The sequence below is a fragment of the Pseudomonas sp. LAIL14HWK12:I1 genome (assembly GCF_003202095.1).
Lineage (GTDB): Bacteria > Pseudomonadota > Gammaproteobacteria > Pseudomonadales > Pseudomonadaceae > Aquipseudomonas > Aquipseudomonas monteilii.
The window spans coordinates 543474-568058 of sequence record NZ_QJKG01000002.1 but is presented as its reverse complement, the minus strand read 5'-3'; the positions used below and the strand labels follow the sequence as shown (position 1 = coordinate 568058).

General features: G+C 64.1%; 23 protein-coding genes. 13 read left to right on the top strand and 10 right to left on the bottom strand.

Annotation, left to right across the window (positions count from 1 at the left end; genetic code table 11):
• Positions 1 to 10 precede the first annotated feature (10 nt).
• The 3 genes from D906_RS07540 to D906_RS07530 form a co-directional block, all read right to left on the bottom strand.
• Complete coding sequence (locus D906_RS07540; RefSeq protein WP_019096618.1) at positions 11 to 589, bottom strand: YceI family protein; 579 nt, start codon at positions 587 to 589, stop codon at positions 11 to 13.
• A gap of 32 nt (positions 590 to 621) precedes the next feature.
• Positions 622 to 1173 carry a cytochrome b gene (locus D906_RS07535; RefSeq protein ID WP_019096619.1) on the bottom strand — a complete coding sequence of 184 codons (552 nt, stop codon included), beginning with the start codon at positions 1171 to 1173 and terminating at the stop codon, positions 622 to 624.
• 211 nt (positions 1174 to 1384) lie between these two features.
• Positions 1385 to 3241, bottom strand: a complete 1857-nt coding sequence (locus tag D906_RS07530) for a flavin monoamine oxidase family protein (protein ID WP_019096620.1) — start codon at positions 3239 to 3241, stop codon at positions 1385 to 1387.
• A gap of 210 nt (positions 3242 to 3451) precedes the next feature.
• Here D906_RS07530 and D906_RS07525 point away from each other — a divergent pair, with 210 nt between their 5' ends.
• The 3 genes from D906_RS07525 (at position 3452) to D906_RS07515 (ending at position 6259) form a co-directional block, all read left to right on the top strand.
• Positions 3452 to 3943, top strand: coding sequence for a hypothetical protein (locus D906_RS07525; RefSeq protein ID WP_016712406.1), 492 nt, complete (start codon positions 3452 to 3454; stop codon positions 3941 to 3943).
• A gap of 79 nt (positions 3944 to 4022) precedes the next feature.
• On the top strand, positions 4023 to 5429 hold the full coding sequence (locus D906_RS07520; protein ID WP_016712407.1) for an adenosylmethionine--8-amino-7-oxononanoate transaminase: 1407 nt from the start codon (positions 4023 to 4025) through the stop codon (positions 5427 to 5429).
• 110 nt (positions 5430 to 5539) lie between these two features.
• Positions 5540 to 6259 (top strand): 16S rRNA (uracil(1498)-N(3))-methyltransferase, encoded by a 720-nt coding sequence (locus D906_RS07515; RefSeq protein ID WP_019096621.1) that lies wholly within the window; start codon positions 5540 to 5542, stop codon positions 6257 to 6259.
• Here the strand turns inward: D906_RS07515 and D906_RS07510 are convergent, their stop codons facing one another.
• From D906_RS07510 to D906_RS07480, 7 genes are all read right to left on the bottom strand, one after another.
• Complete coding sequence (locus D906_RS07510) at positions 6260 to 6877, bottom strand: hemolysin III family protein (protein ID WP_025752365.1); 618 nt, start codon at positions 6875 to 6877, stop codon at positions 6260 to 6262.
• A 61-nt stretch (positions 6878 to 6938) separates the two neighbouring features.
• Positions 6939 to 7412: a chemotaxis protein CheW gene (locus D906_RS07505; protein WP_019096623.1), complete on the bottom strand. Its 474-nt coding sequence runs from the start codon at positions 7410 to 7412 to the stop codon at positions 6939 to 6941.
• Entirely contained in the window at positions 7405 to 12354 is a 4950-nt protein-coding gene (locus D906_RS07500; protein WP_027614854.1) for an Hpt domain-containing protein, read from the bottom strand. The genes D906_RS07505 and D906_RS07500 overlap by 8 nt, the downstream gene beginning before the upstream one ends.
• A 9-nt stretch (positions 12355 to 12363) precedes the next feature.
• Entirely contained in the window at positions 12364 to 14403 is a 2040-nt protein-coding gene (locus D906_RS07495) for a methyl-accepting chemotaxis protein (protein ID WP_230852946.1), read from the bottom strand.
• A gap of 47 nt (positions 14404 to 14450) precedes the next feature.
• The gene (locus tag D906_RS07490) at positions 14451 to 15005 is read right to left on the bottom strand and encodes a chemotaxis protein CheW (protein WP_019099365.1); all 555 of its coding nucleotides are present in this window, start codon (positions 15003 to 15005) and stop codon (positions 14451 to 14453) included.
• Positions 15002 to 15367, bottom strand: a complete 366-nt coding sequence (gene pilH / locus D906_RS07485) for a twitching motility response regulator PilH (RefSeq protein ID WP_016712413.1) — start codon at positions 15365 to 15367, stop codon at positions 15002 to 15004. The genes D906_RS07490 and pilH overlap by 4 nt, the downstream gene beginning before the upstream one ends.
• 47 nt (positions 15368 to 15414) lie before the next feature.
• The gene (locus tag D906_RS07480) at positions 15415 to 15816 is read right to left on the bottom strand and encodes a PleD family two-component system response regulator (RefSeq protein ID WP_019099364.1); all 402 of its coding nucleotides are present in this window, start codon (positions 15814 to 15816) and stop codon (positions 15415 to 15417) included.
• Positions 15817 to 15969: 153 nt separating this feature from the next.
• On the opposite strand from D906_RS07480, the gene gshB reads away from it, so the two are divergent.
• From gshB to D906_RS07430, 10 genes are all read left to right on the top strand, one after another.
• On the top strand, positions 15970 to 16923 hold the full coding sequence (gene gshB / locus D906_RS07475) for a glutathione synthase (protein WP_016712415.1): 954 nt from the start codon (positions 15970 to 15972) through the stop codon (positions 16921 to 16923).
• A 91-nt stretch (positions 16924 to 17014) separates the two neighbouring features.
• Positions 17015 to 17920, top strand: a complete 906-nt coding sequence (locus D906_RS07470) for an energy transducer TonB (RefSeq protein WP_019099363.1) — start codon at positions 17015 to 17017, stop codon at positions 17918 to 17920.
• 138 nt (positions 17921 to 18058) lie between these two features.
• Complete coding sequence (locus D906_RS07465) at positions 18059 to 18628, top strand: YqgE/AlgH family protein (protein WP_016712417.1); 570 nt, start codon at positions 18059 to 18061, stop codon at positions 18626 to 18628.
• A complete protein-coding gene (gene ruvX, locus D906_RS07460; protein ID WP_012312410.1) occupies positions 18628 to 19053 on the top strand; it encodes a Holliday junction resolvase RuvX in 426 nt (141 codons plus the stop codon). Before D906_RS07465 ends, ruvX begins: the two co-directional genes overlap by 1 nt.
• Before the next feature lie 49 nt (positions 19054 to 19102).
• The gene (pyrR, locus tag D906_RS07455) at positions 19103 to 19621 is read left to right on the top strand and encodes a bifunctional pyr operon transcriptional regulator/uracil phosphoribosyltransferase PyrR (protein WP_019099362.1); all 519 of its coding nucleotides are present in this window, start codon (positions 19103 to 19105) and stop codon (positions 19619 to 19621) included.
• A 12-nt stretch (positions 19622 to 19633) separates the two neighbouring features.
• Positions 19634 to 20638, top strand: coding sequence for an aspartate carbamoyltransferase catalytic subunit (locus D906_RS07450; RefSeq protein WP_011536054.1), 1005 nt, complete (start codon positions 19634 to 19636; stop codon positions 20636 to 20638).
• The gene (locus D906_RS07445) at positions 20635 to 21906 is read left to right on the top strand and encodes a dihydroorotase (protein ID WP_027614853.1); all 1272 of its coding nucleotides are present in this window, start codon (positions 20635 to 20637) and stop codon (positions 21904 to 21906) included. Before D906_RS07450 ends, D906_RS07445 begins: the two co-directional genes overlap by 4 nt.
• A 211-nt stretch (positions 21907 to 22117) precedes the next feature.
• Positions 22118 to 22648: an ATP-dependent protease subunit HslV gene (hslV, locus tag D906_RS07440; RefSeq protein ID WP_003249309.1), complete on the top strand. Its 531-nt coding sequence runs from the start codon at positions 22118 to 22120 to the stop codon at positions 22646 to 22648.
• Between the two features lie 76 nt (positions 22649 to 22724).
• Entirely contained in the window at positions 22725 to 24068 is a 1344-nt protein-coding gene (gene hslU, locus D906_RS07435; RefSeq protein WP_016712420.1) for an ATP-dependent protease ATPase subunit HslU, read from the top strand.
• An 86-nt stretch (positions 24069 to 24154) separates the two neighbouring features.
• Complete coding sequence (locus tag D906_RS07430) at positions 24155 to 24532, top strand: gamma-butyrobetaine hydroxylase-like domain-containing protein (RefSeq protein WP_016712421.1); 378 nt, start codon at positions 24155 to 24157, stop codon at positions 24530 to 24532.
• The last annotated feature ends 53 nt before the right edge of the window (positions 24533 to 24585 follow it).

The window sequence follows — 24585 nt, the reverse complement described above, 5'->3', positions numbered from 1 at the left end:
GAAGCATCACTTACTTCTGCTTCACACCTTCAACACTGATATCCAGGTCCAGGGTCTGCGAAGTAGCACCCGGGCCTTTGATGCCGAAGTCGTTCAGGTTAAGGGTGGTGGTGGCGTTGAAACCAGCGCGCTCACCGCCCCATGGGTCCTTGCCTTCACCGTTGAAGGTAGCCTTGAAGGTGACCGGCTTGGTCACGCCGTGCAGGGTCAGGTCGCCGGTCACGTCAGCAGTCTTTTCACCTGTGGTCTTGACGGCGGTAGAGACGAACTTGGCTTCCGGGTACTTCTTCACGTCGAGGAAATCGGCACTGGCGATGTGCTTGTCACGCTCGGCGTGGTTCGACCACAGGCTGGCGGTTTTCAGGTCGACGTTGATCTTGCTGGCTTCAGGCTTGGCGCTGTCCCACGTGAAGTTACCGTCGAAGTCCTTGAAGGTACCGTGGATGAAGCTGTAGCCCAGGTGGCTGATTTTCCAGTCAACGAACGCGTGCTGGCCTTCCTTGTCGATCTTGTACTCGGCAGCCATGGCCTGGCCAGCGGAGAGCAGTGCGGTACCGAGCGCCAGAGCGGCAAAAGTCTTTTTCAACATCCTGTTCCTTCCTATGCAATTGAGGTTGAGGGTCAAGCTTTGCGGCCCAGCATGCGGGTCAGGGTCGCGTCACGGTCGATGAAATGGTGCTTGAGCGCTGCCAAGGCATGCAGCACGGCAAAAATGACCAGGCCCCAGGCCAGCCACAGGTGAATCACACCCGCCACGTCTGCCTGATCGGGCAAGTCGCTGATCAATGCCGGCACTTCGAACAGGCCAAACACCGGAATGCCGACGCCATCGGCGGTGGAAATCAGGTAACCGGCCGCCATCACCGCAAACAGCCCAAGGTACAGGGCCAGGTGCCCCAGCTTGGCCGCCAGGCGGGTGAAGGCGCCATGGTTGGCCGGTGCCGGAGGTGGCGGGCTGACGAAACGCCAGACTACGCGCAGCAACATCACCGCCAACAGCACCAGGCCGATGCTCTTGTGCAGGTCCGGGCCGGCTTTGCGCCAAGGGCTGTAATAGTCGAGGCCGACCATCCACAAGCCCAGGCCAAACAGGCCGAAGACTGCCAGCGCCACACCCCAGTGCAGGATGATGCTGACCACGCCGTAGCGAGAAGATGAATTGCGCAGTTGCATGTTGGCGTGTTTCCCCGTGAAAGCTGTGCACAGACTAACGCGAAATGTATCGAAGAAAAGCGGAAAAAATTGCTTCGGATTATCGAGAAATCCGATAGTTATTCTGTAACCTTCCCATTAAGGAAACATTAACGATAGCCGGGGTGTGCAAGGTTGCCAGTGCCGGCCTCTTCGCGGGTTTACCCGCGAAAGGGGCGGCGCTGGCAATAAATCAACCCGCCTTGGCCTGGGTATTGGCCACAGGTTTCCTGGTCGGTTCGGACTTGGCTGTCGCCTTCTTGGTCTCGGCAGGCTTGTGCGCGGGTTTGTGCGCCGGCGCATGCTTGGCCGGGGCCGCCTTGGTCGCTGCTGGCTTGGCAGCCGCCTCCTTGACCACAGGTGCAGGCGCAACCGGGGCCGGCGCGGCTTGTGGAGCTGGCGCGGATGCCGGCACCACTTCCTCAGCCTTGGCGATCGGCTCGGCCTTCGCTTGCGGCTTGTCCGCCCCGCCAAACAGGCGCTTGAAGAAGCCCGGCTTGTCCTGCTTGGCCTCTTCGACCTTTTTCGGCTCCTCTTTCACTGGCGCCTTGTCAGCCTTGTCGGACGAACCACCGAACAGATTGGAGAAGAAACCGCCCTTGCTTTGCTTGGCGGCCACCGCACCGGCTGCCGCTGCCGCCGCAACCGGCGCCGCTTTGGCCGGGTCGAACGACTTGCCGGCCAACAGGTCCTGCACCTGGCTGGCCGCACGCTGGCCGCTGCGCAGGGCGCCTTCCAGGGTGCCAGGGTACAGGGCATCGGTATGCTCACCGGCAAAGGTGATGCGTTGCACCGGGCGCTCCCACAAGCGCCAGTACTTGCTGATCTGCCCCGGGCCATAAGCCAGGTAGGCGCCGCCGGTGCCGGCGTCGGTGCTGTAGCGCTTGAGCTCGTAACCGGTAAACGCACCACGGGCCTGTGGGTAGAACGCATGCAGGCGGATCAGCACCTGGTCGACCATCTGCTTGTCGCCAAATGCCTGCAGCAGGCGGGCGTTGTCGCCGGACAGGTTGATCACCACGTTGGCGCCGCCCTTGAGCGCAGGCTCGATCCACAGCATGCCGAGGCCGGCGTTACTGAAGATTTCGCCCGACATGCGTGCGCGGCTTTCCCACACGGGCTTCTTGAACTTGAGCATCAGCTGGTCGCGCCAGCCATAGTTGGTGCCCTTCAACGCTGCCAGGTGCTGGTTGTCCAGGCCCGGGGTCATCTGGATCTTGGCCAGGGCGCGCAACGGCACGGCCATGACCAGGTAATCGGCCTGGTAGCCGACGCTGCCGACTTTTACCGTTACCCCGTCCTTGTCCTGGACGATGGCGGTGACCGGCGAGCTGGTCTTGATGGTTTTCAGCTGTTTGACGAAAGCCTGGGCCAGCACCGGGCTGCCACCCGGCAGGCGTGCGGCACGCAGGTCGCGGTCGCTGACGCCACGGTACACGCGGTTCTGCTGGGCGAAGTACAGCAGCGACAGGCGTGACGGCTCATCGTAGCGGGTACGGATCTGCTGGTTGACCAACTGACGGGCCGTGGCCGGCAGCTGCAACTTGTCGAGCCAGGTGGAGACGTTGATCTGGTCGAGGGCAAACAATGTGCTGGTTGCCTGCGGGTTCAGCGGGTCGTCGATGGAGCGGGCCAGGTCGTCGAGGGTTTTCTCGTAGCGCTTGAGTGCTTCGGCGGTAGCAGGCTGCTTGGTGGCCAGGTCGGTGGCGCTGAAATACTCGCCGTCGATCAGGTAACCGGGGGTACGCACGAACTCCGGCGCCGGCAGTGTTTCAAGTTTGAAACGGTCCAGGTACTGGTTAAGCACCGGCTGCGCCTTGGCGTTGCCGATCCATTCACTGGTGGCCAGGCCCGAACGCCCCCCCATGCCCGATTTGGCTTCCAGCAGGGTCACCTGCCAGCCTTTGGTCTGCAGCTCGTAGGCTGCCGTCAGGCCTGCCAGGCCGCCGCCCACCACGATTGCCGTGGGCGTCTTGTCCTTTGCCAGCGCGGCGCCGCTGGACACACCAATCAATACCAACGCGCACAGGCGCACCCAAGCAGCAGCCATGTCGGCGAACTCCGAGTCAGAGGTTACAGATACGGGAAGAGGCAGGAATGCCCCGAGAGAGATGCGTTAAGAATACGTCACCTCCGCCAACCCTGCCAGCGCAGTGACATCAAGTGCTTTTGGCAACTGACATTTTTGCCAGTAGCCCGGTCACACAGCGGCAAGTGAAACTGACGAAGGTGGCCAGAGCCCCGCCAGGAGGGCACGAACATGATCTTCGAGGAGCACTTTCAACACGTCGAACGGCAGTTTTTGTGGCACAAGCAAACGCTTCGAACAGCCTCTGGCCTGAGTATCCGCTCCAACAGCACCTCATGGACCGGCTTTCATGAAGCGTTCAAGGGCGAAGACGGCACCGAACTGGTCATTGGTGAGCACAGCGATGTGGAGATCACCTTCGCTCAGGAAGTCGCATGCCTGCGGCTGGAGTACTATGTGGTCAGCGATTTCCTCTGTGACGACCTGAACATGCTGTTCGATGCCGACAATAATGACTACGACCTGATTGCTCCGGCGCCGCGCCACTTCTACTGGCTCACCCTGGAAGGCTACGGCGTCCGTGACCTGCGCCCCGGGCCTATTGCGACGTCTCCCTATCACCAGGTGATCGATGGGCCTTTCCGGCGGCTGACCATCTCCACCTCGCAGGCAGGGACCGTACACATCCGCAAGCTTGAATGGACCGGCACCCACCGCCATTGAACGCCAGCGGTTGTCCTGCCCTGCGGCATTGCTTAGGCTTACGCGGTCGAACCACGCCGCAAAGCCAGGAGAAGTGCCCATGGGCCTCAATGATCAGTGGATGCAACGCGACCTCAAGGTCCTGTGGCACCCCTGCACCCAGATGAAAGACCACGAGCAGCTGCCGCTGATCCCGATAAAGCGCGGCGAAGGCGTGTGGCTGGAGGACTTCGAAGGCAAGCGCTACCTGGACGCGGTGAGCAGTTGGTGGGTCAACGTGTTCGGCCATGCCAACCCGCGCATCAACCAGCGCATCAAGGACCAGGTCGACCAGCTGGAACATGTGATTCTGGCCGGGTTCAGCCACCAGCCTGTGATCGAGTTGTCCGAGCGCCTGGTGGCCATGACCCCGGCCGGGCTCGACCGGGTGTTCTATGCCGACAATGGCTCGTCGTGCATCGAAGTGGCGCTGAAGATGAGCTTCCACTACTGGCAGAACGTCGGCAAGCCAGGCAAGAAGCGCTTCGTTACCTTGACCAACAGCTACCACGGCGAAACCATCGCCGCCATGTCGGTAGGCGATGTGCCGTTGTTCACCGAAACCTACAAAGCGTTGCTGCTGGACACCCTCAAGGTGCCCAGCCCCGACTGCTACCTGCGCCCCGAGGGCATGGGCTGGGAAGAGCACTCGCGCAACATGTTCCAGGCCATGGAACAGACCCTGGCTGAGCATCACGCCTCCATCAGCGCCGTGATCGTCGAGCCACTGATCCAGGGCGCTGGCGGCATGCGCATGTACCACCCGGTGTACCTCAAGCTGCTGCGTGAGGCCTGCGACCGCTACGACGTGCACCTGATCCACGACGAGATCGCCGTGGGCTTTGGCCGCACCGGCACGATGTTCGCCTGTGAACAGGCGGGCATCCGCCCGGACTTCCTGTGCCTGTCCAAGGCCCTGACCGGTGGTTATCTGCCGTTGGCCGCCTGCCTGACCACCGACAAGGTGTACCAGGCGTTCTACGACGACTACCCGACCCTGCGCGCATTCCTGCACTCGCACAGCTACACCGGCAACCCGCTGGCATGCGCTGCAGCGCTGGCGACCCTGGACATCTTTGAGCAGGACAACGTGATCGAGGCCAACAAGGCCTTGGCTACGCGCATGGCAACGGCGACTGCACACCTGGCCGATCATGCTCACGTTGCCGAAATTCGCCAGACCGGCATGGCCCTGGCCATCGAGATGGTCAAGGACAAGGCTGGCAAGGTCGCCTACCCGTGGCAGGAGCGGCGCGGCCTGAAGGTGTTCGAGCATGCCCTGACCCGCGGCGCCCTGCTGCGCCCGCTGGGCAGCGTGGTCTACTTCCTGCCGCCTTACGTGATCACACCCGAGCAGATCGACTTCCTGGCGGAAGTGGCCAGTGAAGGCATCGACATCGCTACCCGGGAAAGCGTCAGCGTTGCCGTGCCTGCCAACTTCCACCCCGACTTCCGTGACCCGGGCTAGGCCCGGCAGTTCGCCACATCACTTTTCCTGTGGGAGCGAGCACGCTGCCTGCTTCGCGGGCATGCCCGCTCCCACAGGGGATCTGCGTCTCTCTTCTACCGAGCAAATCCATGAGACTGTCCCGCTTCTTCATCGACGCCCCCCTGAGCCTTGGCGAGCACGACCTGCCCGAAGCCCAGGCCCACTATATCGGCCGCGTACTGCGCATGGTCCCCGGCGACGCCGTGCAGCTGTTCGACGGCAGCGGCCAGGAATACCTCGGCCAGTTGCTCGAAGTGGGCAAGAAAACCGTACGCGTCAACCTCGACCAGGCACTGCCTGGCCAGACCGATTCGCCACTGCATGTACACCTCGGCCAGGGCCTGTCCCGTGGCGAGCGCATGGACTGGGCGATCCAGAAAGCCACCGAACTGGGCGCCAACGAAATCACCCCGATCGTCAGCGAGCGCTGCGAAGTGCGGCTGAAGGACGAACGCGCCGACAAACGCCTGGCCCACTGGCGCCAAGTGGCAATCAGCGCTTGTGAACAATGCGGTCGCTCGACCTTGCCCGTCATTCACCCGCCGATCACGCTGGCCGAGTGGCTGAACAGCACCAAGGCTGACCTGAAACTGGTACTGCACCCGGTGGCCGAGCCGCTCACCAGCCACGACAAGCCTGCCAACCTGGCCTTCCTGATCGGCCCCGAAGGCGGCCTGAGCGAAGGCGAAGTCGAGCACGCCAAAGCATCCGGCTTTCATGCCGCACGCCTCGGCCCACGGGTGCTACGCACCGAGACCGCGCCAGTGGTGGCGCTGTCGGTGGCACAACAGCTTTGGGGCGATTTTTAACTAGCGTACGTAGAACGACACCGCCACGAAGTGCATGAGGCTGCCGGCAATCACGAACAGGTGCCAGATGCCGTGCCCGTGACGCAAGCGGCTGTCGAGGGCGAAGAAGATGATGCCGACGGTGTAGAACACCCCGCCGGCAGCCAGCCAGGCAAAACCGGCAGTGCCCAGCGAGTGGAGCAATGGATTGACCGCCACCAGCACGATCCAGCCCATCACCGCATAGATGATGATCGACAGAACCCGCGCCTCGGAGCGCGGTTTGATCTCTTGCAGCATGCCGATCACCGCCAGCCCCCAGACCACGCCAAACAGGCTCCAGCCCCAGGGGCCGCGCAGGCTGACCAGGCAGAAGGGGGTGTAGCTGCCGGCGATCAGCAGGTAGATCGAAAGGTGATCGAGCTTGCGCATGATCACCTTCGCCCGCCCGCGGGTGCTGTGGTACAGGGTGGAAATGCTGTACAGCAACAGCAGCGTGCTGCCGTAGATGGAGAAACTGACAATCTTCCACGGGTCGCCTTGCAGGCCCGCGACCACGATCAGCCAGATGGCACCGATACAGGCCAGGACAGCACCGACCAGGTGGGTCCAGGCGTTGAAGCGTTCACCGTAATACATGCAAACACAGACCTCCTGAGGTGGGCTGGGTTCCTCATTCCGTCAGTGACGGCCCTGAATCTTACCCAAACTCAGGTTGCAGTTCCGCGTCACGCACCAGCCTTTCCAGCCCGGCCAGGTCAGGCACCCGCGCCACCTGCTCGCCCACCTGCACCGCCGCCAGCTCCAGGCGCCCCAGCGCCACATCCACATAATTCAGCTGGCTGTCGAGCTTGCACGAACGCGGAATGTCCTGCAGCAACAGCGCCAAATAGCGCAGGCCGGTGTCGCCCAAAGCATTGAGCACCACAACCCGCGCCCGCTCGCCGCACGGCGTCTCGCCACCACACGCCGCTTCGAACCCGATCAGCGGCAGGCGCTGCTTTCGCCAGTCGATCCAGCCCAGGTGCCAGGCCGGCTCACCGCGTTGGCACACCAAATTGCGCTGGCCGCTCAACTCGGCCACCGCCACGTTGGGCAATACCAGGGTGCGGTCGCCCAAGGGCAGCAACAGCCCGGTCAGGCTGCTGCGCTGGCCGGCAATCAGTTCAAGCATGAGGCTGGCTCCAGTGTGCAATGCTCTGCAGCAACAACGACTCCTGATACGGCTTGCCCAGGTATTCGTTGACGCCGATGGCCATGGCGCGGTCGCGGTGCTTCTGCCCGGTACGCGAGGTAATCATGATGATCGGCAGGTCTTTCAGCCGCGCGTCACGGCGAATGCGAGTGGCCACCTCGAACCCGTCCATGCGCGGCATCTCGATATCCAGCAGCAACACGTCCGGACGGTGCTCTTCCAACAAGGCCATGGCATCGACCCCGTCCTTGGCCGTCAGCACGCTCATGCCGTGGCGTTCCAGCAAGCGACTGGTAACCTTGCGCACAGTCACCGAGTCGTCCACCACCATCACCAACAATGCGCGGCGCGGCACCGGGCCGAGCAACTGGCGTGGGGTGCCGCCACCGGGCAAACGAGCCAGGCGCCGCTGCTGGCCGCGCAGCTGGCCAAGCAGGTCGAGAATCAGCACGACCCGGCCGTCGCCCAGCAGCGTCGCCCCCGACAGCCCGGCAACGGCAGCAAACTGCGGCCCCAGGCTCTTCACCACGATTTCGCGGCTGGGCGACAGGCTATCGGCTTGAATGGCGAAAGATTGCTCCTTGGCATGCACCAGCAGCACGGGCAACGGCACACTCTGCCCCAGCAAGGCCGGGCGCGGCAGGCCTTGCAGCAACTCGCCCAGGTAACGCAGCTCGTATTCATGGCCGGCATAAACATAGCGGGGCGGGTCCAGCTGATAGCACACCGCCAGCTCTGCCGGCGGCACACGGACGATGCCCTCGATGGTATTGAGCGGGATGGCGTACTGCTCCTCACCCAGATGCACCATCAGTGCCCGGTTGATCGACACGGTGAACGGCAAGCGGATGAGGAAACGCGCGCCCTTGCCCTGAGCCGACTCGATGCTCATCGAGCCCCCTAGTTGCTTGACCTCCTCGTGCACCACGTCCATGCCCAGGCCGCGCCCGGAGATCTGGGTGATTTTCTCGGCGGTGGAAAAACCCGGGCGCAGGATGAACTGCAGGATCTCGTGATCGCTCAACTGCGCCTGTGGGTCCAGCAAGCCGCGCTTGATGGCCTTGCGCCGCACCGCTTCAAGCGGAACGCCAGCACCGTCGTCGGTCATTTCGATCACGATATCGGCGCCTTCGTGCAGCAAATTCAGGTGGATGGTGCCCTGCTCCGGTTTGCCGGCGGCCAGGCGTGCTTCGCGGCTTTCCAGGCCATGGTCGACGGCGTTGCGCAGCATGTGCTCAAGCGGTGCCACCATGCGCTCAAGCACACTGCGGTCCAGTTCACCTTCGGCGTTGCCGACCACCAGTTCTACCTGCTTGCCCAGCTCGCTGGCCACCTGCCGCACCACACGCTGCAAGCGCGGCACAAGGCGCTCGAACGGCACCATCAAGGTTGCGGTCAAGCCTTCCTGCAACTGGCTGTTCACCCGCGCCTGCTGCTGCAGCAGGCTGTAGGCCTCCTGGGCACGCTGAGTCAGGGTTTCCTTCAGGTCGAGCAAGTCCGAGGCGGACTCGAACAAGGCCCGCGACAACTGCTGCAACTGTGAATGACGGTCCATTTCCAGTGGGTCGAAATCATCATAGGCATCGCCTTCGAACTGCTGGCGGCTGGAGATTCGCCCTTGGGTCTCGATGTCCAGGCGCAGCAGCTGGTCGCGCATGCGCTCCAGGGTGGTTTCCATCTCGTTGAGGGTGAACTGTGCATCGTTGACTTGCTGCTCGATGCGCCCACGGATGATCGAGTGCTCACCCGCCAGGTTACCCAGGTCGTCGAGCAACTCGGCATCGACCTTGACCATGTCGCCTGGCGCCCGCTCTGGCGCTGCTGTCGGCACCTCGCTGGCGGCGGCTTCGACCGGCCCCTGGCCGGCAGCACTGTCGGTCAGGGCCGCGCTGCTGAAGTTGCGGATATAGTCGATCAGCGCCGTGGCGGCATGCAGTGGCTGCCCCAGACGCACGGCATCGAGCATGTGCGCCAGGCGGTCGTGGCAGTTCTGCAACAGCGCGAACAAAGGCGCGCTCGGCGGCAAGCGGCCGGCAGCCAGCAGTTCGTACAGAAACTCCAGTTCGTGAGCCAGGTCACCAATGGGGGCAATTTCGACCATGCGCGCCACACCCTTGAGGGTGTGCAGGTCGCGCATCAGGTTGTCTACCTCGACGCTGCTGCGCGGGTCGGCCTGCCAGCGCGCCAAGGCTGCGGCGGCGCTTTCGACGATGTCCGAGCTTTCTTCGAGGAACACCTCCAGCAGCTCTTCGCCTGGGCTTTCCGGTTCCTCAAGCAGAGGCTCGGTCACGTCAGGCAGCTGCGGCTGATGGGGCAGCCCCAGGCCCAGGGTATCGGCCACGTCCATGTCCGGGTGCAACGGCGTGACCGTGTCGATGCCCACCAGACCAGTGGCCTCTGGCGCCAAGGCTTGGTCCAGCAGGTTGCGCAGACCGTCGAGCGTTTCTGACCGCGGCGCGATGTCCTGCCCGGCCGCCACTTCATCGAGCATGTCCAGCAGGGCTTCATGGGCGCGCCGGGCGTGGGCGAAGAAACGCGCATTGGCAGGCAGGCTGCCCTCTTCCACGGCGCCATACAGGTCCAGCAAGGCCTCGCACACATCATCCATCTGCCACAAGTCGGCCAGGTGCGCGGCGTGCCCCAGGGTGGTCAGCTGGTCGAGCAGGGTGTCCAGCGCATCACGCTGCCCAGGCTGTTGCTGCCAGCGCGATAGCAACGACTCGGCATCGAGCAGGATATCCATGGCTTGGGCCAGGAAACTGGCGACCAACTGCGGGTCGCGCTTGCCGCGCCGGACATGCTGCGGGTCGTCATGCAAGCTGGCCAGGCGTGCGTCTACGGCCTGGCCAACCTGTTCGATCAGCTCCGCAGCACCAGCGATGGCGGCCAACGGTGTGCTGTCGAGTTGCGCCAGACCCAGGTGGAACAGCGAGCGTGCGGCTTCCAGCCATTCGATCTCGGCCATTTGCAGGGGGAGTTGGTGGCCCTTGTATTCCCGGGCCAGGCGGTCGAAGGCGGTGGCCAGCTCGGCGACCGGCATCACCCCGGCCATGGCAGCACTGCCCTTGAGCGTATGCAGGGCGCGCTGAAGGCCATCGCTGACCGGCGTATCGTGGCCGTCTGCGCCTTGCAGAAATGCATCGAGGCTGGCCAGGTGGCCTTGCGCCTCCGTGCGGAAAATATCCAGCAGCTGCGGGTCGAGGCCATCGATATCGGCAGCACCCGGTTCGTCGTTTTCTGCCAGGGCATGCAGGTGCCCAGCCAACTGTTCGATTTCGGTCAGTTGCGGCAATTGCCCAGCCGCAAAGTCGGCCAGCAAATCAGGTAGGTGGACGAACACTTGCTGCAGGGCCACCACGCCTTCCGGGCTCAGCACGCTACGGCCCTCCAGCACCCGGTTCAGCAGGTGCTCGGCGCCCCAGGCCAGCTCGGCCACCGCTTCGGCATGCACCATGCGGCCGCTGCCCTTGAGCGTATGCAGCGCACGGCGTACTTCCCCCAGCGCCTCGCGCTGCTGGTTGTCGGCACGCCAGCGCAGCCAGTGCCGCTCGATCTCCGGCAGCAACTCGCCGGCTTCATCGAGAAACACCTCGCGCAGCTCGTCATCGATACCGTCGCCATTGGCATCCAGGCCTGCACGGGTGTCGGCCTGCGCACAATACACGCCCAGCGCTGCCAGGCTGGCACGGGCCATGTCGATGAACGGCTGGGCATCCGCCAGCGGGTCGGCCACCCGCCATTGCAGGTAGCATTCGGCGGCACTCATGGCCTCACCCAAGTGGGCCAGCTCATCGGCGGGCGGCTCTACATCCAGGTGCTGCAACCAGCGCTGCACATAGCTGGCGCAGCCGGCGAACAGCTCGGCTACTGCGGGCAGCATCAACATGGCCAGCGCGCCGCGAATCTGCTGCAACAGCCCCGGCAACGGTTGCAGGCGTTGGCGCGGCCAGTCGGACTCCAGGTAGTCGCCGATCAGGTCCTTGGCCTGCTGCAGTACGTTCAGCGATTCGTTCAGCACCAGTTGGCGTATCTCGGCCAGGTCCGAGCCTGGCAGCCCGCCCTGCCCGTTTTCTTCCAGCGGGCCGACCATGCCGTTCAGCGAAGCCTCCACGTACAGCAAGGCGCCCGCCACATCCATCAGTACCGCGTCATCCACCACGCGCTCGCCCTGGGCCAGGGCCTGCAGCGCCAGCACCTGGTCGATGATGACCCGCCGTGGTTGCTGGAAGCCCAGCACAGCCAGGGTATCGGCTACATGCCGCAGCGGCGCCAGCAGGGCATCGAGCTGCTCGCTGTGCTGGCGGTCGCTGCGCACGAACTGGTCCAGGCGCTCCTTGATGCGCATCAGGTCGTCGCACAGGGCAGTCACCACCGAGCGCAGGGCATCGCGGCCCGGCCCGGCCTGCAATTGTTCACGCCAATTGCCCAACGACAGGTCAAGGTTGGCCAAGTCGTCGGCGCCGGCAAAACGCTGTGCTGCACCGCTGGTCAGGCTGGCCTGGGCCAAGGGCTCGATACCTCGGCAGGCACGTAACTGATTGAGCAGCGGCAGCATCACCAAGGGCAGGTCGTGGCGGGCACCGCGCAAGCGCTCAAGGTACGAAGGCAATTGCTCCAGGCCACGAAACAACGCCCCCAGGCAATCGCCCCGTGGGCTGACCTGGCCGTCGGCCAGCGCCTTGGCGAACAGTTCCAGCTCTTCGGCCAGGCGCGTCGCTCCGCGCAGTTCAAGCATGCGCAGGCAACCATGTACCTGATGCAGGTTGTCGACCACGAAGGCCAGCATCGACAGGTCGCCCGGTTCGCCGGCAAAACGCTCCAGCGCCTGGCGCGCCTGGCCCAAGCAGTCGAGGATGGCAGCCTTGGTCCAGGCCAGCGCTACGGTGTCGTGGCGTTCGGGACTTACAGCAGCAGAAGCCATGGGCACTCCTCAGCGCGGCGCATCGGTGGGGCTTTGCGCAGGTGGCGGCAGGGTGAAACCGGACACCGAACGGCGCATCTCACTGGCCATGCGGGCCAAGTGACGGATACTGTCGGCGGTGGCACCGGAGCCGGCGGAGGTTTGTGCGGTAATCTGCTGGATCACCGCCATGGTGTGGGAAATCTGCCCGGCCGACGAGGTCTGCAACTGGGCAGCGTCAGAGATGCTGTGGATAAGATCGGCCAGGTTCTGCGATACCCCTTCGATCTCGGCCAGCGCCACCCCGGCATCCTGCGCCAGGCGAGCGCCACGCACCACTTCGGCGGTGGTCTGCTCCATGGAGATGACTGCCTCGTTGGTGTCGGCCTGAATGGTACGTACCAGCGCCTCGATCTGCCGGGTGGCCGACGACGAGCGCTCTGCCAGGCGCTGCACTTCGTCGGCAACCACGGCAAAACCACGGCCAGCCTCGCCGGCCAGCGAGGCCTGGATGGCCGCGTTGAGGGCAAGGATGTTGGTCTGGTCGGCAATGTCGTCGATCAGGCTGACGATGTCGCCGATTTCCTGAGAAGACTCGCCCAGGCGTTTGATCCGCTTGGCGGTGTCCTGGATCTGCTCGCGAATGTTGTCCATGCCGTTGATGGTGTTATGCACCACCTCGTTACCCTTGTTGGCAATGGCCACCGAGCGCTCGGCCACCTTGGCCGATTCGTAGGCATGTGCCGAAACCCGGTCGATCGACTCGACCATGTCGCCGACCGCCTCGGAGGCCTCGCTGATCTGCTCGGCCTGGTGTTCGGAAGCCTTGGCCAGCTGGCGGGCGGTGTTCTGGGTGTCCTGTACGGCAGCGGCAACCTGCACGGCGCTGTGGTTGATGGTAGCGACCAGGTCGCGCAGCTGGTCCACGGAATAGTTGATCGAGTCGGCAATGGCGCCAGTGAAGTCTTCGGTCACCGATACGGTCACGGTCAGGTCGCCGTCGGCCAGCTCTTCGATTTCATCCAGCAGACGCATGATTGCCTGCTGGTTGCGTTCGTTCTTTTCTGCCGTTTCACGCAACTGGCGGTTGGTGGTGCGCACCATGACCAGGCCGATGAGGATGATCGAAGCCAGCGCCAGCAGGCCCAAGGCATAGCCGCCAACGGTATCGAGGGTGCGCCCACCGGCCAGGTTCTCGAAACCGTTGGCCAGGTGTGATGCCTCGTCCAGCAGGGTTTGCGACAGGCTGAAAATGTTGCCCGCGGCCTCACGCACGCGGAACAGTTCGGGCGAGGTTTCGAGAATTTCATCGACCGAGCCCGCGACGAACTGGAACAGTTCGGCGATTTCGGCCAGCCGCGCACGGGCATCGGCGTCCTCGACACGGGTTACCTGGATGGCCGCGTTACCCCTGAGCATCCCCTCCAGCACCTGGCCAAAGCGCCCGGCATCGCGGCCAAAGGCATCAGCTGCCTGAGCGGCGGTATCGTCACCCGCGAGCACGGTGTTGACCGAACCGAGGATGCGCTCGGCCAGCAAAAGCTGGCGCTGCGCCACCGCCACCTGGTTGGCCGGAGCGCCGCTTTGCAGCAGGATCTCGACCACTTTTTCGTATTCCACCTGCAACTGCGGCACGGTTTCGGCCAGCGTCGCCGCCACCTGGTGCAGCGACAGCACGGTCTGCTCACTGGCCAGGATGGTGTCGGTGTTCTTGCGCAGGTTTTCCCAGTCGCGGCGTACCGCCTCCATCTCGTCTCGCACCGTAGGCGGCGCAGCCGGCAACCCGGTGGACTTGTCACCCTGGCGCAGGTAGCCCCAGCGCCGCTCGAAGTCGTTGCGTGCATCCGACAGCAGCTTGAAGGCCAGGGCCTTGCCGGCGGCGGCTTCGGTGGCGTTCTTGGCAATGCGCTGAGACAGCACCCGCAGCTCGCCGGCATGGCCGATGTACTGCTTGTCGTAGTTGGACTGGGTGTTCAGGTAGGCAAAGTTGGCGAACAGCAGGATGATCGACAGGATCAGGATCAGAAACAGCACGGTGATCTGCGCGATGCTGCGGGTACGTGGGGTCACTGTGGTGGCTGTGACGGGGGTGGCAGGCTTGTTCACGTTCGCAGGTCCTATAACGCCACATCAAGAAAGCCCGGCGCCTGGGCCAGGGCGAAGGGGCTGAAGATTGCCCAGTTGCGTTCACGCGGGAAATGCCCCTGCACGAAGCGTGCAGCGGCGCGGATCAATGGCTGCGGCGGCGACAGCTGCAGGCTGTCGAGGGCGAAGTGTTGCAGGCCAAGTACCTCGTCCACCAGCAAACCGACGAACAGGTCGTCGTGGTCCAGCACCAGCACCCGCCGCTGCTTGCCCGGAGCGGCGTGGCCCAGGCCGAAGAAACTGCTCAGGTCCATCACCGGCAACAGCCGCCCACGCAGATTGGCAACCCCGCATACCCACGGTTGCACACCCGGGACGCGGCTGCTGCGCGGTTCGCGCAGTACCTCGGCCACCTCACCCATGGGCGCGACGAACCACTGCCCGGCAAGGCGAAAGCCGATACCGCTCCACTGTTGCAGGCGGTTGTCCTGCGGGGGCTGGTCGGCGACCAGCAGGCGGCAGCGCCGGTCGATGTCCAGCAACAACTCGAAGGCGGTCAGCGACGCGCCTTGCGGGCGGGTGGTCAAGCCCCCAGCACTTCTTTGAGCTTGGCGATCAGCGCGTCTTCTTCCACCGGTTTGGTCAGGAAGTCACGGGCGCCCTGGCGCGTGGCCCAGATGCGGTCGGTTTCCTGGTCCTTGGTGGTGACCACGATCACGGGGATGGCGGCGGTTTCCGGGTCCTTGCTGAGCTGGCGGGTGGCCTGAAAGCCGTTCATGCCGGGCATGACGATGTCCATCAGCACCGCGTCGGGCTTGTCCTGCCGGGCCAGGGCCACGCCATCGGCACCGTTGCTGGCCTTGAGCACCTGGTAGCCGTGCTTTTCCAGCCACTCGGTCAAGCGGTACATCTCTGTCGGCGAGTCGTCGACAATCAGAACTCGGGCCATGCTGTTTCCCCATCAGGAAAGTAAGACCGTGCCATGGCGGGGCACGGTCAGGGTGCGGGTTGTTGGGTTGCGGCAAAACCGGGCACGTGGGCGCGGATCGCATCGAGCAGTTCTTCTTTGCTGAACGGCTTGGTCAGAAACCGATCAGAACCGACCACCCGGCCGCGGGCTTTGTCGAACAGGCCGTCGCGCGACGACAGCAGGATGACCGGCGTGTCCTTGAAAGCACTGTTGTGCTTGATCACGGCGCAGGTCTGGTAGCCGTCCAGGCGCGGCATCAGCACATCGACGAAGATGATGCCGGGCTGGTGGTCGACGATTTTGGCCAGGGCATCGAAGCCATCGCTGGCGGTGATTACCTCGCAGCCCGCTTCACCGAGCAACATCTGTGCGGTGCGCCGGATCGTGCGGGAATCGTCGATCACCATCACCTTCAGGGGTTGTTCCATAGACGCCTACCAATGGAAATTAGCTGCATTTTTAGCACACTCCGGGTGGCCATTCCATCTGCGCCGCCCCTTGACCGGCGGCGTTTGCGGCGCCACCCTGAGCCACTTTTCTTTCGAGCCATCGCGGCACCTGCCGCCAAGAGGAACCACCCCATGAGCGTACGCCTCGGCATTGTCATGGACCCCATCGCGTCCATCTCCTACAAGAAGGACAGCTCGCTGGCCATGCTGCTGGCCGCCCAGGCACGCGGCTGGAGCCTGTTCTACATGGAACAGCAAGACCTGTACCAGGGCGAAAGCAAGGCCCGCGCCCGCATGCGCCCGCTGAAGGTGTTTGCCGACCCGGCGCACTGGTTCGAACTGGGCGAAGAGCAGGACAGCCCCCTGGCCGAGCTGGACGTGATCCTGATGCGCAAGGACCCGCCGTTCGACATGGAATTCGTCTACAGCACCTACCTGCTGGAACAGGCCGAGAATGATGGCGTGCTGGTGGTCAACCGCCCGCAAAGCCTGCGCGACTGCAACGAGAAGATGTTCGCCACGCTGTTCCCGCAGTGCACCACGCCGACCCTGGTCAGCCGCCGCCCGGACATCATTCGTGAGTTTGCAGCCAAGCATGTTGACGTGATCCTCAAGCCGCTGGATGGCATGGGCGGTACGTCGATCTTCCGTCACCGGGCTGGCGACCCCAACCTGTCGGTGATCCTGGAAACCCTGACCGCGCTGGGCACCCAGCAGATCATGGCCCAGGCCTACCTGCCGGCCATCAAGGACGGCGACAAGCGCATTCTGATGATCGATGGCGAGCCGGTGGACTACTGCCTGGCGCGCATCCCGGCCAGTGGCGAAACCCGTGGCAACCTGGCCGCCGGCGGCCGTGGCGAGGCCCGCCCATTGACCGACCGCGACCGCTGGATTGCCGCCCAGGTCGGCCCGACCCTGCGCGAAAAGGGCCTGCTGTTCGTGGGCCTGGACGTGATCGGCGACTACCTCACCGAAATCAACGTCACCAGCCCTACCTGCATCCGCGAAATCGACGCTGCCTACAACACCGACATCGGTGGCAAGCTGATGGATGCCATTGATCGCAAGCTGAAGGCGCGCTGACAGCCAACGCGAAGCAAACGCGTAGAGTGGGGTATGATGCCGGTCCTATTCGATTGAGCTGCTGCCCCGCCCTGCGGTTGCTGGATACCTGATGACGCTGCCCGCTGACATCCCCGCCACCCTGCTGCCTCCCCGTGTTCGCCCGGTGGACCGGCTCGGCTTTACCCTGTTCCTGGCTGCCCTGGTGCACCTGGCGCTGATCCTTGGCGTCGGCTTCAGCGTGGTCAAGCCTGCCGAAATCCGCCACACCATGGACATCACCCTGGCCACCTTCAAGAGCGAGAAACCGCCCGAGAAGGCCGATTTCCAGGCCCAGGACAACCAGCAGGGCAGCGGCACCCTGGACAAGAAAGCGGTGCCTACAACCACTGAATTGGCGCCGTTCCAGGACAGCAAGATCAACAAGATCACCCCACCGCCTGCCGCCAAGCCCGAGGTGGTGCCGCCCCCTACCCCACAAAAGTCGGCGGTGGTGACCACGGCGCCCAAGCCGCAGAAGCTCGAGCCCAAACCCAAGGAAAGCAAGCCACAGCCCAAGCCGGCGGCGCCAGCGCCAGACTTCGACAGCTCGCAGCTGTCCAGCCAGATCGCCAGCCTGGAGGCGGAGCTGTCCAACGAACAGCAGATGTACGCCAAGCGGCCGAAGATTCACCGCCTGAATGCTGCATCGACCATGCGCGACAAGGGTGCCTGGTACAAGGAAGAGTGGCGCAAGAAGGTCGAGCGGGTGGGCAACCTGAACTACCCCGACGAAGCGCGCCGGCAACAGATTTACGGCAATTTGCGGATGATGGTGTCGATCAACCGCGATGGTTCGTTGTATGAGGTGCTGGTGCTGGAATCGTCCGGGCAGCCGGTGCTGGACCAGGCGGCACAACGTATTGTGCGACTGGCGGCGCCTTTTGCGCCGTTTACCGGGGATCTGGCCGAATTTGACCGGCTGGAGATCATTCGTACCTGGCGTTTTGCGCGAGGGGACCGTTTGTCCAGTAACTGATCTCGGGCCTCGGTATAGGGCTTGCTATATGCGGCGGCGCTCGATTTCACAGGCACCAAAACCCTCAAGACAGTCGCCAACCAAACGACACAAATCCGCACCTTGTCAGCCCCGCCACCTGGCGCCACACTATCCCTCATGAAAACCCTCGCCCCGAGCTACCTCAAGCATCAGTTCCTGATCGCCATGCCACACATGGCCGATCCGAACTTCGCCCAGACCCTCACCTACATCGTCGAGCACAACGAGCATGGCGCCATGGGCCTGGTGGTCAACCGGCCGCAGGAGCTGAGCCTGGCCGACATCCTCGAGCAGCTGCGCCCGGATGAAACACCACCGGCCAGCACCTTGCAGGTGCCGATCTACCAGGGTGGCCCGGTGCAGACCGACCGCGGCTTCGTGTTGCACAGCAGCGAGTGCAGCTTCCAGGCCACCGTGGCACTGGAAGGGCTGGCGCTGACCACGTCGCAGGACATCTTGCTGGCCATCGCTGCCGGGGTAGGCCCGAAACAAAGCCTGATCACCCTGGGTTATGCCGGCTGGGAAGCCGGACAGCTGGAAGCCGAACTGGCCGACAACGCCTGGCTCAACTGCCCGTTCGACCCGGAAATCATCTTTGGCCTGGCCAGCGACCTGCGCCTGGACGCGGCCGCCGCCAGCCTGGGGATCAACCTGAACCTGCTGACCAGCCAGGCGGGCCACGCCTGATGGCCGAACTACGCCTGCTACTGGGCTTCGACTACGGCAGCAAACAGATCGGCGTGGCCGTTGGCCAGGTGGTCACCGGCCAGGCCCGCGAACTGTGCACCCTTAAGGCACAAAATGGCGTACCGGACTGGGCTCAGGTGGAAAAGCTCATCAATGAGTGGAAACCCGACGCCATCGTCGTCGGCCTGCCGCTGAACATGGACGGCACGCCCAGCGAAATGAGCGCCCGCGCCGAAAAGTTCGCCCGCCGCCTGAATGGCCGCTTCAACCTGCCCGTGCACACCCACGACGAGCGCCTGACCACCTTCGAGGCCAAAGGCGAGCGCATGGCCCGTGGAGGCCAGCGCGGCAGCTACCGCGACAACCCGGTCGATGCCATCGCCGCCGCCCTGTTGCTACAAGGCTGGCTGGAGGCCAATACCTGATCATCTTTGCCGCCGGGCCCGCCCGGCGCACCCTTCCGAGGAGCCCGCAATGAGCCTACCCAATCCCGCCGAGCTGATCCGGCAGATGGCTGTCGACCTTCGCGCCCACCTGGCCCGCCGCAACATCAGCGAGCCACGTTACATCGGCATCCGCACCGGCGGTGTCTGGGTTGCCCAGGCCCTGCAGGAAGCCATGGGTGATACCAGCCCCATGGGCACCCTGGACGTTTCGTTCTACCGCGACGACTTCAGCCAGAACGGCCTGCACCCGCAAGTGCGCCCGTCCGAGCTGCCATTCGAAGTGGAAGGCCAGCACCTGGTGCTGGTAGATGACGTGCTGATGAGCGGTCGCACCGTACGCGCTGCACTCAACGAACTGTTCGATTATGGCCGCCCGGCCAGCGTCACCCTGGTCTGCCTGCTGGACCTGGATGCCGGCGAACTGCCGATCCGCCCGAATGTGCTGGGCGCCACCCTGTCGCTGGCGGCCCATGAACGGGTAAAATTGACCGGACCCGCACCGCTCGTCCTCGAGCGCCAGGACCTCGCCTCCGCTTCCGCCCTTTAAGAGTCCCCCGCGATGACGCCATTCGACGCCAAGCGCCCGCTGCAGCTCAATGATCAGGGCCAGCTGCGCCACTTCCTCTCGCTGGACGGTTTGCCCCGCGAACTGCTCACCGAAATCCTCGACACCGCCGACTCCTTCCTGGAAGTCGGTGCCCGGGCCGTGAAAAAAGTCCCGTTGCTGCGCGGCAAGACCGTGTGCAACGTGTTCTTCGAGAACTCCACCCGTACCCGCACCACTTTCGAGCTGGCGGCCCAGCGCCTGTCGGCCGACGTGATCAGCCTGAACGTGTCGACCTCCTCGACCAGCAAGGGCGAGACCCTGTTCGACACCCTGCGCAACCTCGAAGCCATGGCCGCCGACATGTTCGTCGTGCGCCACTCCGACTCAGGCGCCGCACACTTCATCGCTGAGCACGTGTGCCCGGATGTTGCCGTGATCAACGGCGGTGACGGCCGCCATGCGCACCCGACCCAGGGCATGCTCGACATGCTCACCATCCGCCGCCACAAGGGCAGCTTCGAGAACCTGTCGGTGGCCATCGTCGGCGACATCCTGCACTCGCGCGTGGCCCGCTCCGACATGCTGGCGCTCAAGGCGCTGGGTTGCCCGGACATCCGTGTGATCGGCCCGAAAACCCTGATCCCGATCGGCATCGAGCAGTACGGCGTGAAGGTGTACACCGACCTCGCCGAAGGCCTGAAAGACGTCGATGTGGTGATCATGCTGCGCCTGCAACGCGAGCGCATGGCTGGCGGCCTGCTGCCCAGCGAGGGCGAGTTCTACCGCCTGTTCGGCCTGACTACCGCACGCCTGGCCGGGGCCAAGCCTGACGCCATCGTCATGCACCCAGGCCCGATCAACCGGGGCGTGGAAATCGAGTCGGCCGTGGCCGACGGCAAGCACTCGGTGATCCTCAACCAGGTCACCTACGGCATCGCCGTGCGCATGGCCGTGCTGTCCATGGCCATGAGCGGGCAGAACGCGCAACGTCAATTCGACCAGGAGAACGCCCAGTGACCCTCAGTATTCTCGGCGCCCGGGTCATCGACCCCAAGACAGGCCTGGACCAGGTTACCGACCTGCACCTGGACGGCGGTCGCATTGCCGCCATCGGCACCGCCCCGGCCGGCTTCAGCGCCAGCCGCACGATCCAGGCCGATGGCCTGGTTGCCGCGCCTGGCCTGGTCGACCTTGGCGTGTCCCTGCGCGAGCCGGGCTACAGCCGTAAAGGCAACATCGCCAGTGAAACCCGCGCGGCCGTGGCGGGTGGTGTCACCAGCCTGTGCTGCCCGCCGCAAACCAAGCCGGTACTGGACACCTCGGCCGTGGCCGAGCTGATCCTCGACCGTGCCCGCGAAGCCGCCAACAGCAAGGTCTACCCGATCGGCGCCCTGACCAAGGGCCTGGAAGGCGAACAACTGGCCGAGCTGGTAGCCCTGCGCGACACCGGCTGCGTGGCCTTTGGCAACGGCCTGAAGGAAATCCCCAACAACCGTACCCTGGCCCGCGCCCTGGAATACGCCGCCACCTTCGACCTGACCGTGGTGTTCCACTCCCAGGACCGCGACCTGGCCCAAGGCGGCCTGGCCCATGAAGGGGCCATGGCCAGCTTCCTCGGCCTGCCGGGCATCCCGGAAACCGCCGAAACCGTGGCCCTGGCGCGCAACCTGCTGCTGGTGGAACAGACCGGCGTGCGTGCGCACTTCACCCAGATCACCAGCGCCCGTGGCGCACGGTTGATCGCCCAGGCCCAGGCCCTCGGCCTGCCGGTAACCGCCGATGTGGCGCTGTACCAACTGATCCTCACCGATGAGTCGCTGCGCGAGTTCTCCAGCCTGTACCACGTGCAGCCGCCACTGCGCACCGCTGCTGACCGCGACGGCCTGCGGGAGGCGGTGAAGTCGGGCGTGATCCAGGCGATTTCCAGCCACCACCAGCCGCACGAACGCGACGCCAAGCTGGCCCCGTTCGGCGCCACCGAGCCGGGCATCAGCAGCGTTGAATTGCTGCTGCCACTGGCCATGACGCTGGTGCAGGACGGCCTGCTCGACCTGCCGACCCTGCTGGCCCGGCTGAGCAGCGGCCCGGCTGCTGCCCTGCGCCTTCCGGCTGGTGAGCTGAAGGTGGGTGGCGCGGCCGACCTGGTGCTGTTCGACCCGCAAGCCTCCACCGTTGCCGGCGAGCAATGGTTCTCGCGCGGCGAGAACTGCCCGTTCATCGGCCACTGCCTGCCGGGTGCAGTGCGTTATACCTTGGTCGATGGGCACGTTTGCCACGAGGCCTGAGTAACACTTTTCGCAAGCACGCCCGCACCCACAGGATCACCACTATCCCAAGGCATGTGGTGATCCAGTGGGAGCGGACGTGCCCGCGAATGCCCAACGCTGTTCATCCTGCCAAGCGCGACCATTCATCCCCCACGGTTGAAATCCTTCCCCCCACCCCCATATGAGTCTGCATCAGGCACTTTCGCCCCGCTGCGTGGAGACTCTCCCCTTGACCACCATCGTTTCTGTCCGCCGTAACGGCAAAGTCGTCATGGGTGGCGACGGCCAGGTATCCCTCGGCAACACCGTGATGAAAGGCAACGCCAAGAAGGTGCGCCGCCTGTACCACGGCCAGGTCATTGCGGGCTTCGCCGGTGCCACCGCCGACGCCTTCACCCTGTTCGAACGCTTTGAAGGCCAGCTGGAAAAACACCAGGGCCACCTGGTACGTGCCGCCGTCGAGCTGGCCAAGGAATGGCGTACCGACCGTTCCCTGAGCCGCCTGGAAGCCATGCTGGCCGTGGCCAACAAGGACGCTTCCCTGATCATCACCGGCAACGGCGACGTGGTCGAACCCGAAGACGGCCTGATCGCCATGGGTTCCGGTGGCGCCTACGCCCAGGCCGCAGCCCGCGCCCTGCTGAACAAGACCGACCTCTCGGCCCGTGAAATCGCCGAAACCGCCCTGAACATCGCCGGTGACATCTGCGTGTTCACCAACCACAACCTGACCATCGAGGAGCAGGACCTGGCCGACTGACTCAGCTGTTCTGGCGCCCCTTCCCGGTGACGGGGCTTTTCCACGCTGATTCATCTGCCCAAGGACCGTATTGACCATGTCCATGACCCCCCGCGAGATCGTCCACGAACTCAACCGCCACATCATCGGCCAGGACGACGCCAAACGCGCCGTGGCCATTGCCCTGCGCAACCGCTGGCGCCGGATGCAGCTGCCTGCCGAGCTGCGTGCCGAAGTGACCCCGAAGAACATCCTGATGATCGGCCCTACCGGCGTCGGCAAAACCGAAATCGCCCGTCGCCTGGCCAAGCTGGCCAACGCGCCCTTCCTCAAGGTGGAAGCGACCAAGTTCACCGAAGTGGGCTACGTGGGCCGTGACGTCGAGTCGATCATCCGTGACCTGGCCGATGCCGCGCTGAAGATGCTGCGCGAGCAGGAGATCATCCGCGTGCGCCACCGCGCCGAAGATGCCGCCGAAGACCGCATCCTCGATGCCCTGCTGCCGCAGGCACGGGTGAGCAGCTTCGCCGAGGAAGCCGCACAGACCAGCACCGACTCCAACACCCGCCAGCTGTTCCGCAAGCGCCTGCGTGAAGGCCAGCTGGACGACAAGGAAATCGAAATCGAAGTGGCCGATGCCGTGGGCGTCGAAATTGCCGCGCCACCCGGCATGGAAGAAATGACCAACCAGCTGCAAAGCCTGTTTGCCAACATGGGCAAAGGCAAGCGCAAGGCGCGCAAGCTGAAGGTGAAAGAAGCGCTGAAGATGGTGCGCGATGAAGAAGCGAGCCGCCTGGTCAACGAGGAAGAGCTCAAGGCCAAGGCCCTGGAAGCGGTCGAGCAGCATGGCATCGTGTTCATCGACGAAATCGACAAGGTTGCCAAGCGCGGCAACGTGGGCGGCGCTGACGTGTCCCGTGAAGGCGTGCAGCGCGACCTGCTGCCGCTGATCGAAGGCTGCACCGTCAACACCAAGCTCGGCATGGTCAAGACCGACCACATTCTGTTCATTGCCTCCGGTGCGTTCCACTTGAGCAAGCCAAGCGACCTGGTGCCCGAGCTGCAAGGCCGTCTGCCGATTCGCGTGGAACTGAAGGCACTGACCCCGGAAGACTTCGAACGCATCCTGCAAGAGCCGCATGCCTCACTGACCGAGCAGTACCAGGCCCTGTTGAAAACCGAAGGCCTGAACATCGCGTTCCAGGCTGACGGCATCAAGCGCCTGGCCGAGATTGCCTACCAGGTGAACGAGAAGACCGAGAACATCGGTGCCCGCCGCCTGCACACCCTGCTTGAACGCCTGCTCGAAGAGGTGTCGTTCAGTGCTGGCGATCTGGCGAGCGCCCACGACGAAACGCCGATCCAGATCGACGCTGCGTATGTGAACAGCCACCTGGGTGAGCTGGCGCAGAACGAAGACCTGTCGCGTTACATCCTGTAAGTCCGCACGGGGCCGCTTTGCGGCCCCTTGCACATTCCTCCAAATCTCCAGAAGCTGTACTTCATCAGCTCCCGAGAGATTCCCCCATGGCCCGTCTACCTACCGCCATCAACCTGCACAAAGCCTCGAAAACCCTCACCCTCACCTACGCCCCCGGCGAGGCCTACAACCTGCCTGCCGAATTTCTGCGCGTGCATTCCCCCTCTGCCGAGGTCCAGGGCCACGGCAACCCCATCCTGCAATTTGGCAAGATCAACGTCGGCCTCGTCGGCCTGGAACCTGCCGGCCAATATGCACTGAAACTGACCTTCGACGACGGCCATGACAGCGGCCTGTTCACCTGGGAGTACCTCGAACAGCTGTGCCTGCGCCAGGAACAGTTGTGGGCCGAGTACCTCGACGAACTGCACAAGGCCGGGAAATCCCGCGACCCGGCCGAATCGGTGGTGAAACTCATGCTCTAGCGCAAGGGCTGCAGGGTTTAGAGCGCATTTTCTAAATTCATCTGTTTGAATGA

Excerpts from the sequence above, each read along its gene's own strand:
- D906_RS07540 (WP_019096618.1), bottom strand. The coding sequence starts at position 589 with ATGTTGAAAAAGACTTTTGCCGCTCTGGCGCTCGGTACCGCACTGCTC.
- D906_RS07535 (WP_019096619.1), bottom strand. The coding sequence starts at position 1,173 with ATGCAACTGCGCAATTCATCTTCTCGCTACGGCGTGGTCAGCATCATC.
- D906_RS07530 (WP_019096620.1), bottom strand. The coding sequence starts at position 3,241 with ATGGCTGCTGCTTGGGTGCGCCTGTGCGCGTTGGTATTGATTGGTGTG.
- D906_RS07525 (WP_016712406.1), top strand. The coding sequence starts at position 3,452 with ATGATCTTCGAGGAGCACTTTCAACACGTCGAACGGCAGTTTTTGTGG.
- D906_RS07520 (WP_016712407.1), top strand. The coding sequence starts at position 4,023 with ATGGGCCTCAATGATCAGTGGATGCAACGCGACCTCAAGGTCCTGTGG.
- D906_RS07515 (WP_019096621.1), top strand. The coding sequence starts at position 5,540 with ATGAGACTGTCCCGCTTCTTCATCGACGCCCCCCTGAGCCTTGGCGAG.
- D906_RS07510 (WP_025752365.1), bottom strand. The coding sequence starts at position 6,877 with ATGTATTACGGTGAACGCTTCAACGCCTGGACCCACCTGGTCGGTGCT.
- D906_RS07505 (WP_019096623.1), bottom strand. The coding sequence starts at position 7,412 with ATGCTTGAACTGATTGCCGGCCAGCGCAGCAGCCTGACCGGGCTGTTG.
- D906_RS07500 (WP_027614854.1), bottom strand. The coding sequence starts at position 12,354 with ATGGCTTCTGCTGCTGTAAGTCCCGAACGCCACGACACCGTAGCGCTG.
- pilH (WP_016712413.1), bottom strand. The coding sequence starts at position 15,367 with ATGGCCCGAGTTCTGATTGTCGACGACTCGCCGACAGAGATGTACCGC.
- D906_RS07480 (WP_019099364.1), bottom strand. The coding sequence starts at position 15,816 with ATGGAACAACCCCTGAAGGTGATGGTGATCGACGATTCCCGCACGATC.
- gshB (WP_016712415.1), top strand. The coding sequence starts at position 15,970 with ATGAGCGTACGCCTCGGCATTGTCATGGACCCCATCGCGTCCATCTCC.
- D906_RS07470 (WP_019099363.1), top strand. The coding sequence starts at position 17,015 with ATGACGCTGCCCGCTGACATCCCCGCCACCCTGCTGCCTCCCCGTGTT.
- D906_RS07465 (WP_016712417.1), top strand. The coding sequence starts at position 18,059 with ATGAAAACCCTCGCCCCGAGCTACCTCAAGCATCAGTTCCTGATCGCC.
- ruvX (WP_012312410.1), top strand. The coding sequence starts at position 18,628 with ATGGCCGAACTACGCCTGCTACTGGGCTTCGACTACGGCAGCAAACAG.
- pyrR (WP_019099362.1), top strand. The coding sequence starts at position 19,103 with ATGAGCCTACCCAATCCCGCCGAGCTGATCCGGCAGATGGCTGTCGAC.
- D906_RS07450 (WP_011536054.1), top strand. The coding sequence starts at position 19,634 with ATGACGCCATTCGACGCCAAGCGCCCGCTGCAGCTCAATGATCAGGGC.
- hslU (WP_016712420.1), top strand. The coding sequence starts at position 22,725 with ATGTCCATGACCCCCCGCGAGATCGTCCACGAACTCAACCGCCACATC.
- D906_RS07430 (WP_016712421.1), top strand. The coding sequence starts at position 24,155 with ATGGCCCGTCTACCTACCGCCATCAACCTGCACAAAGCCTCGAAAACC.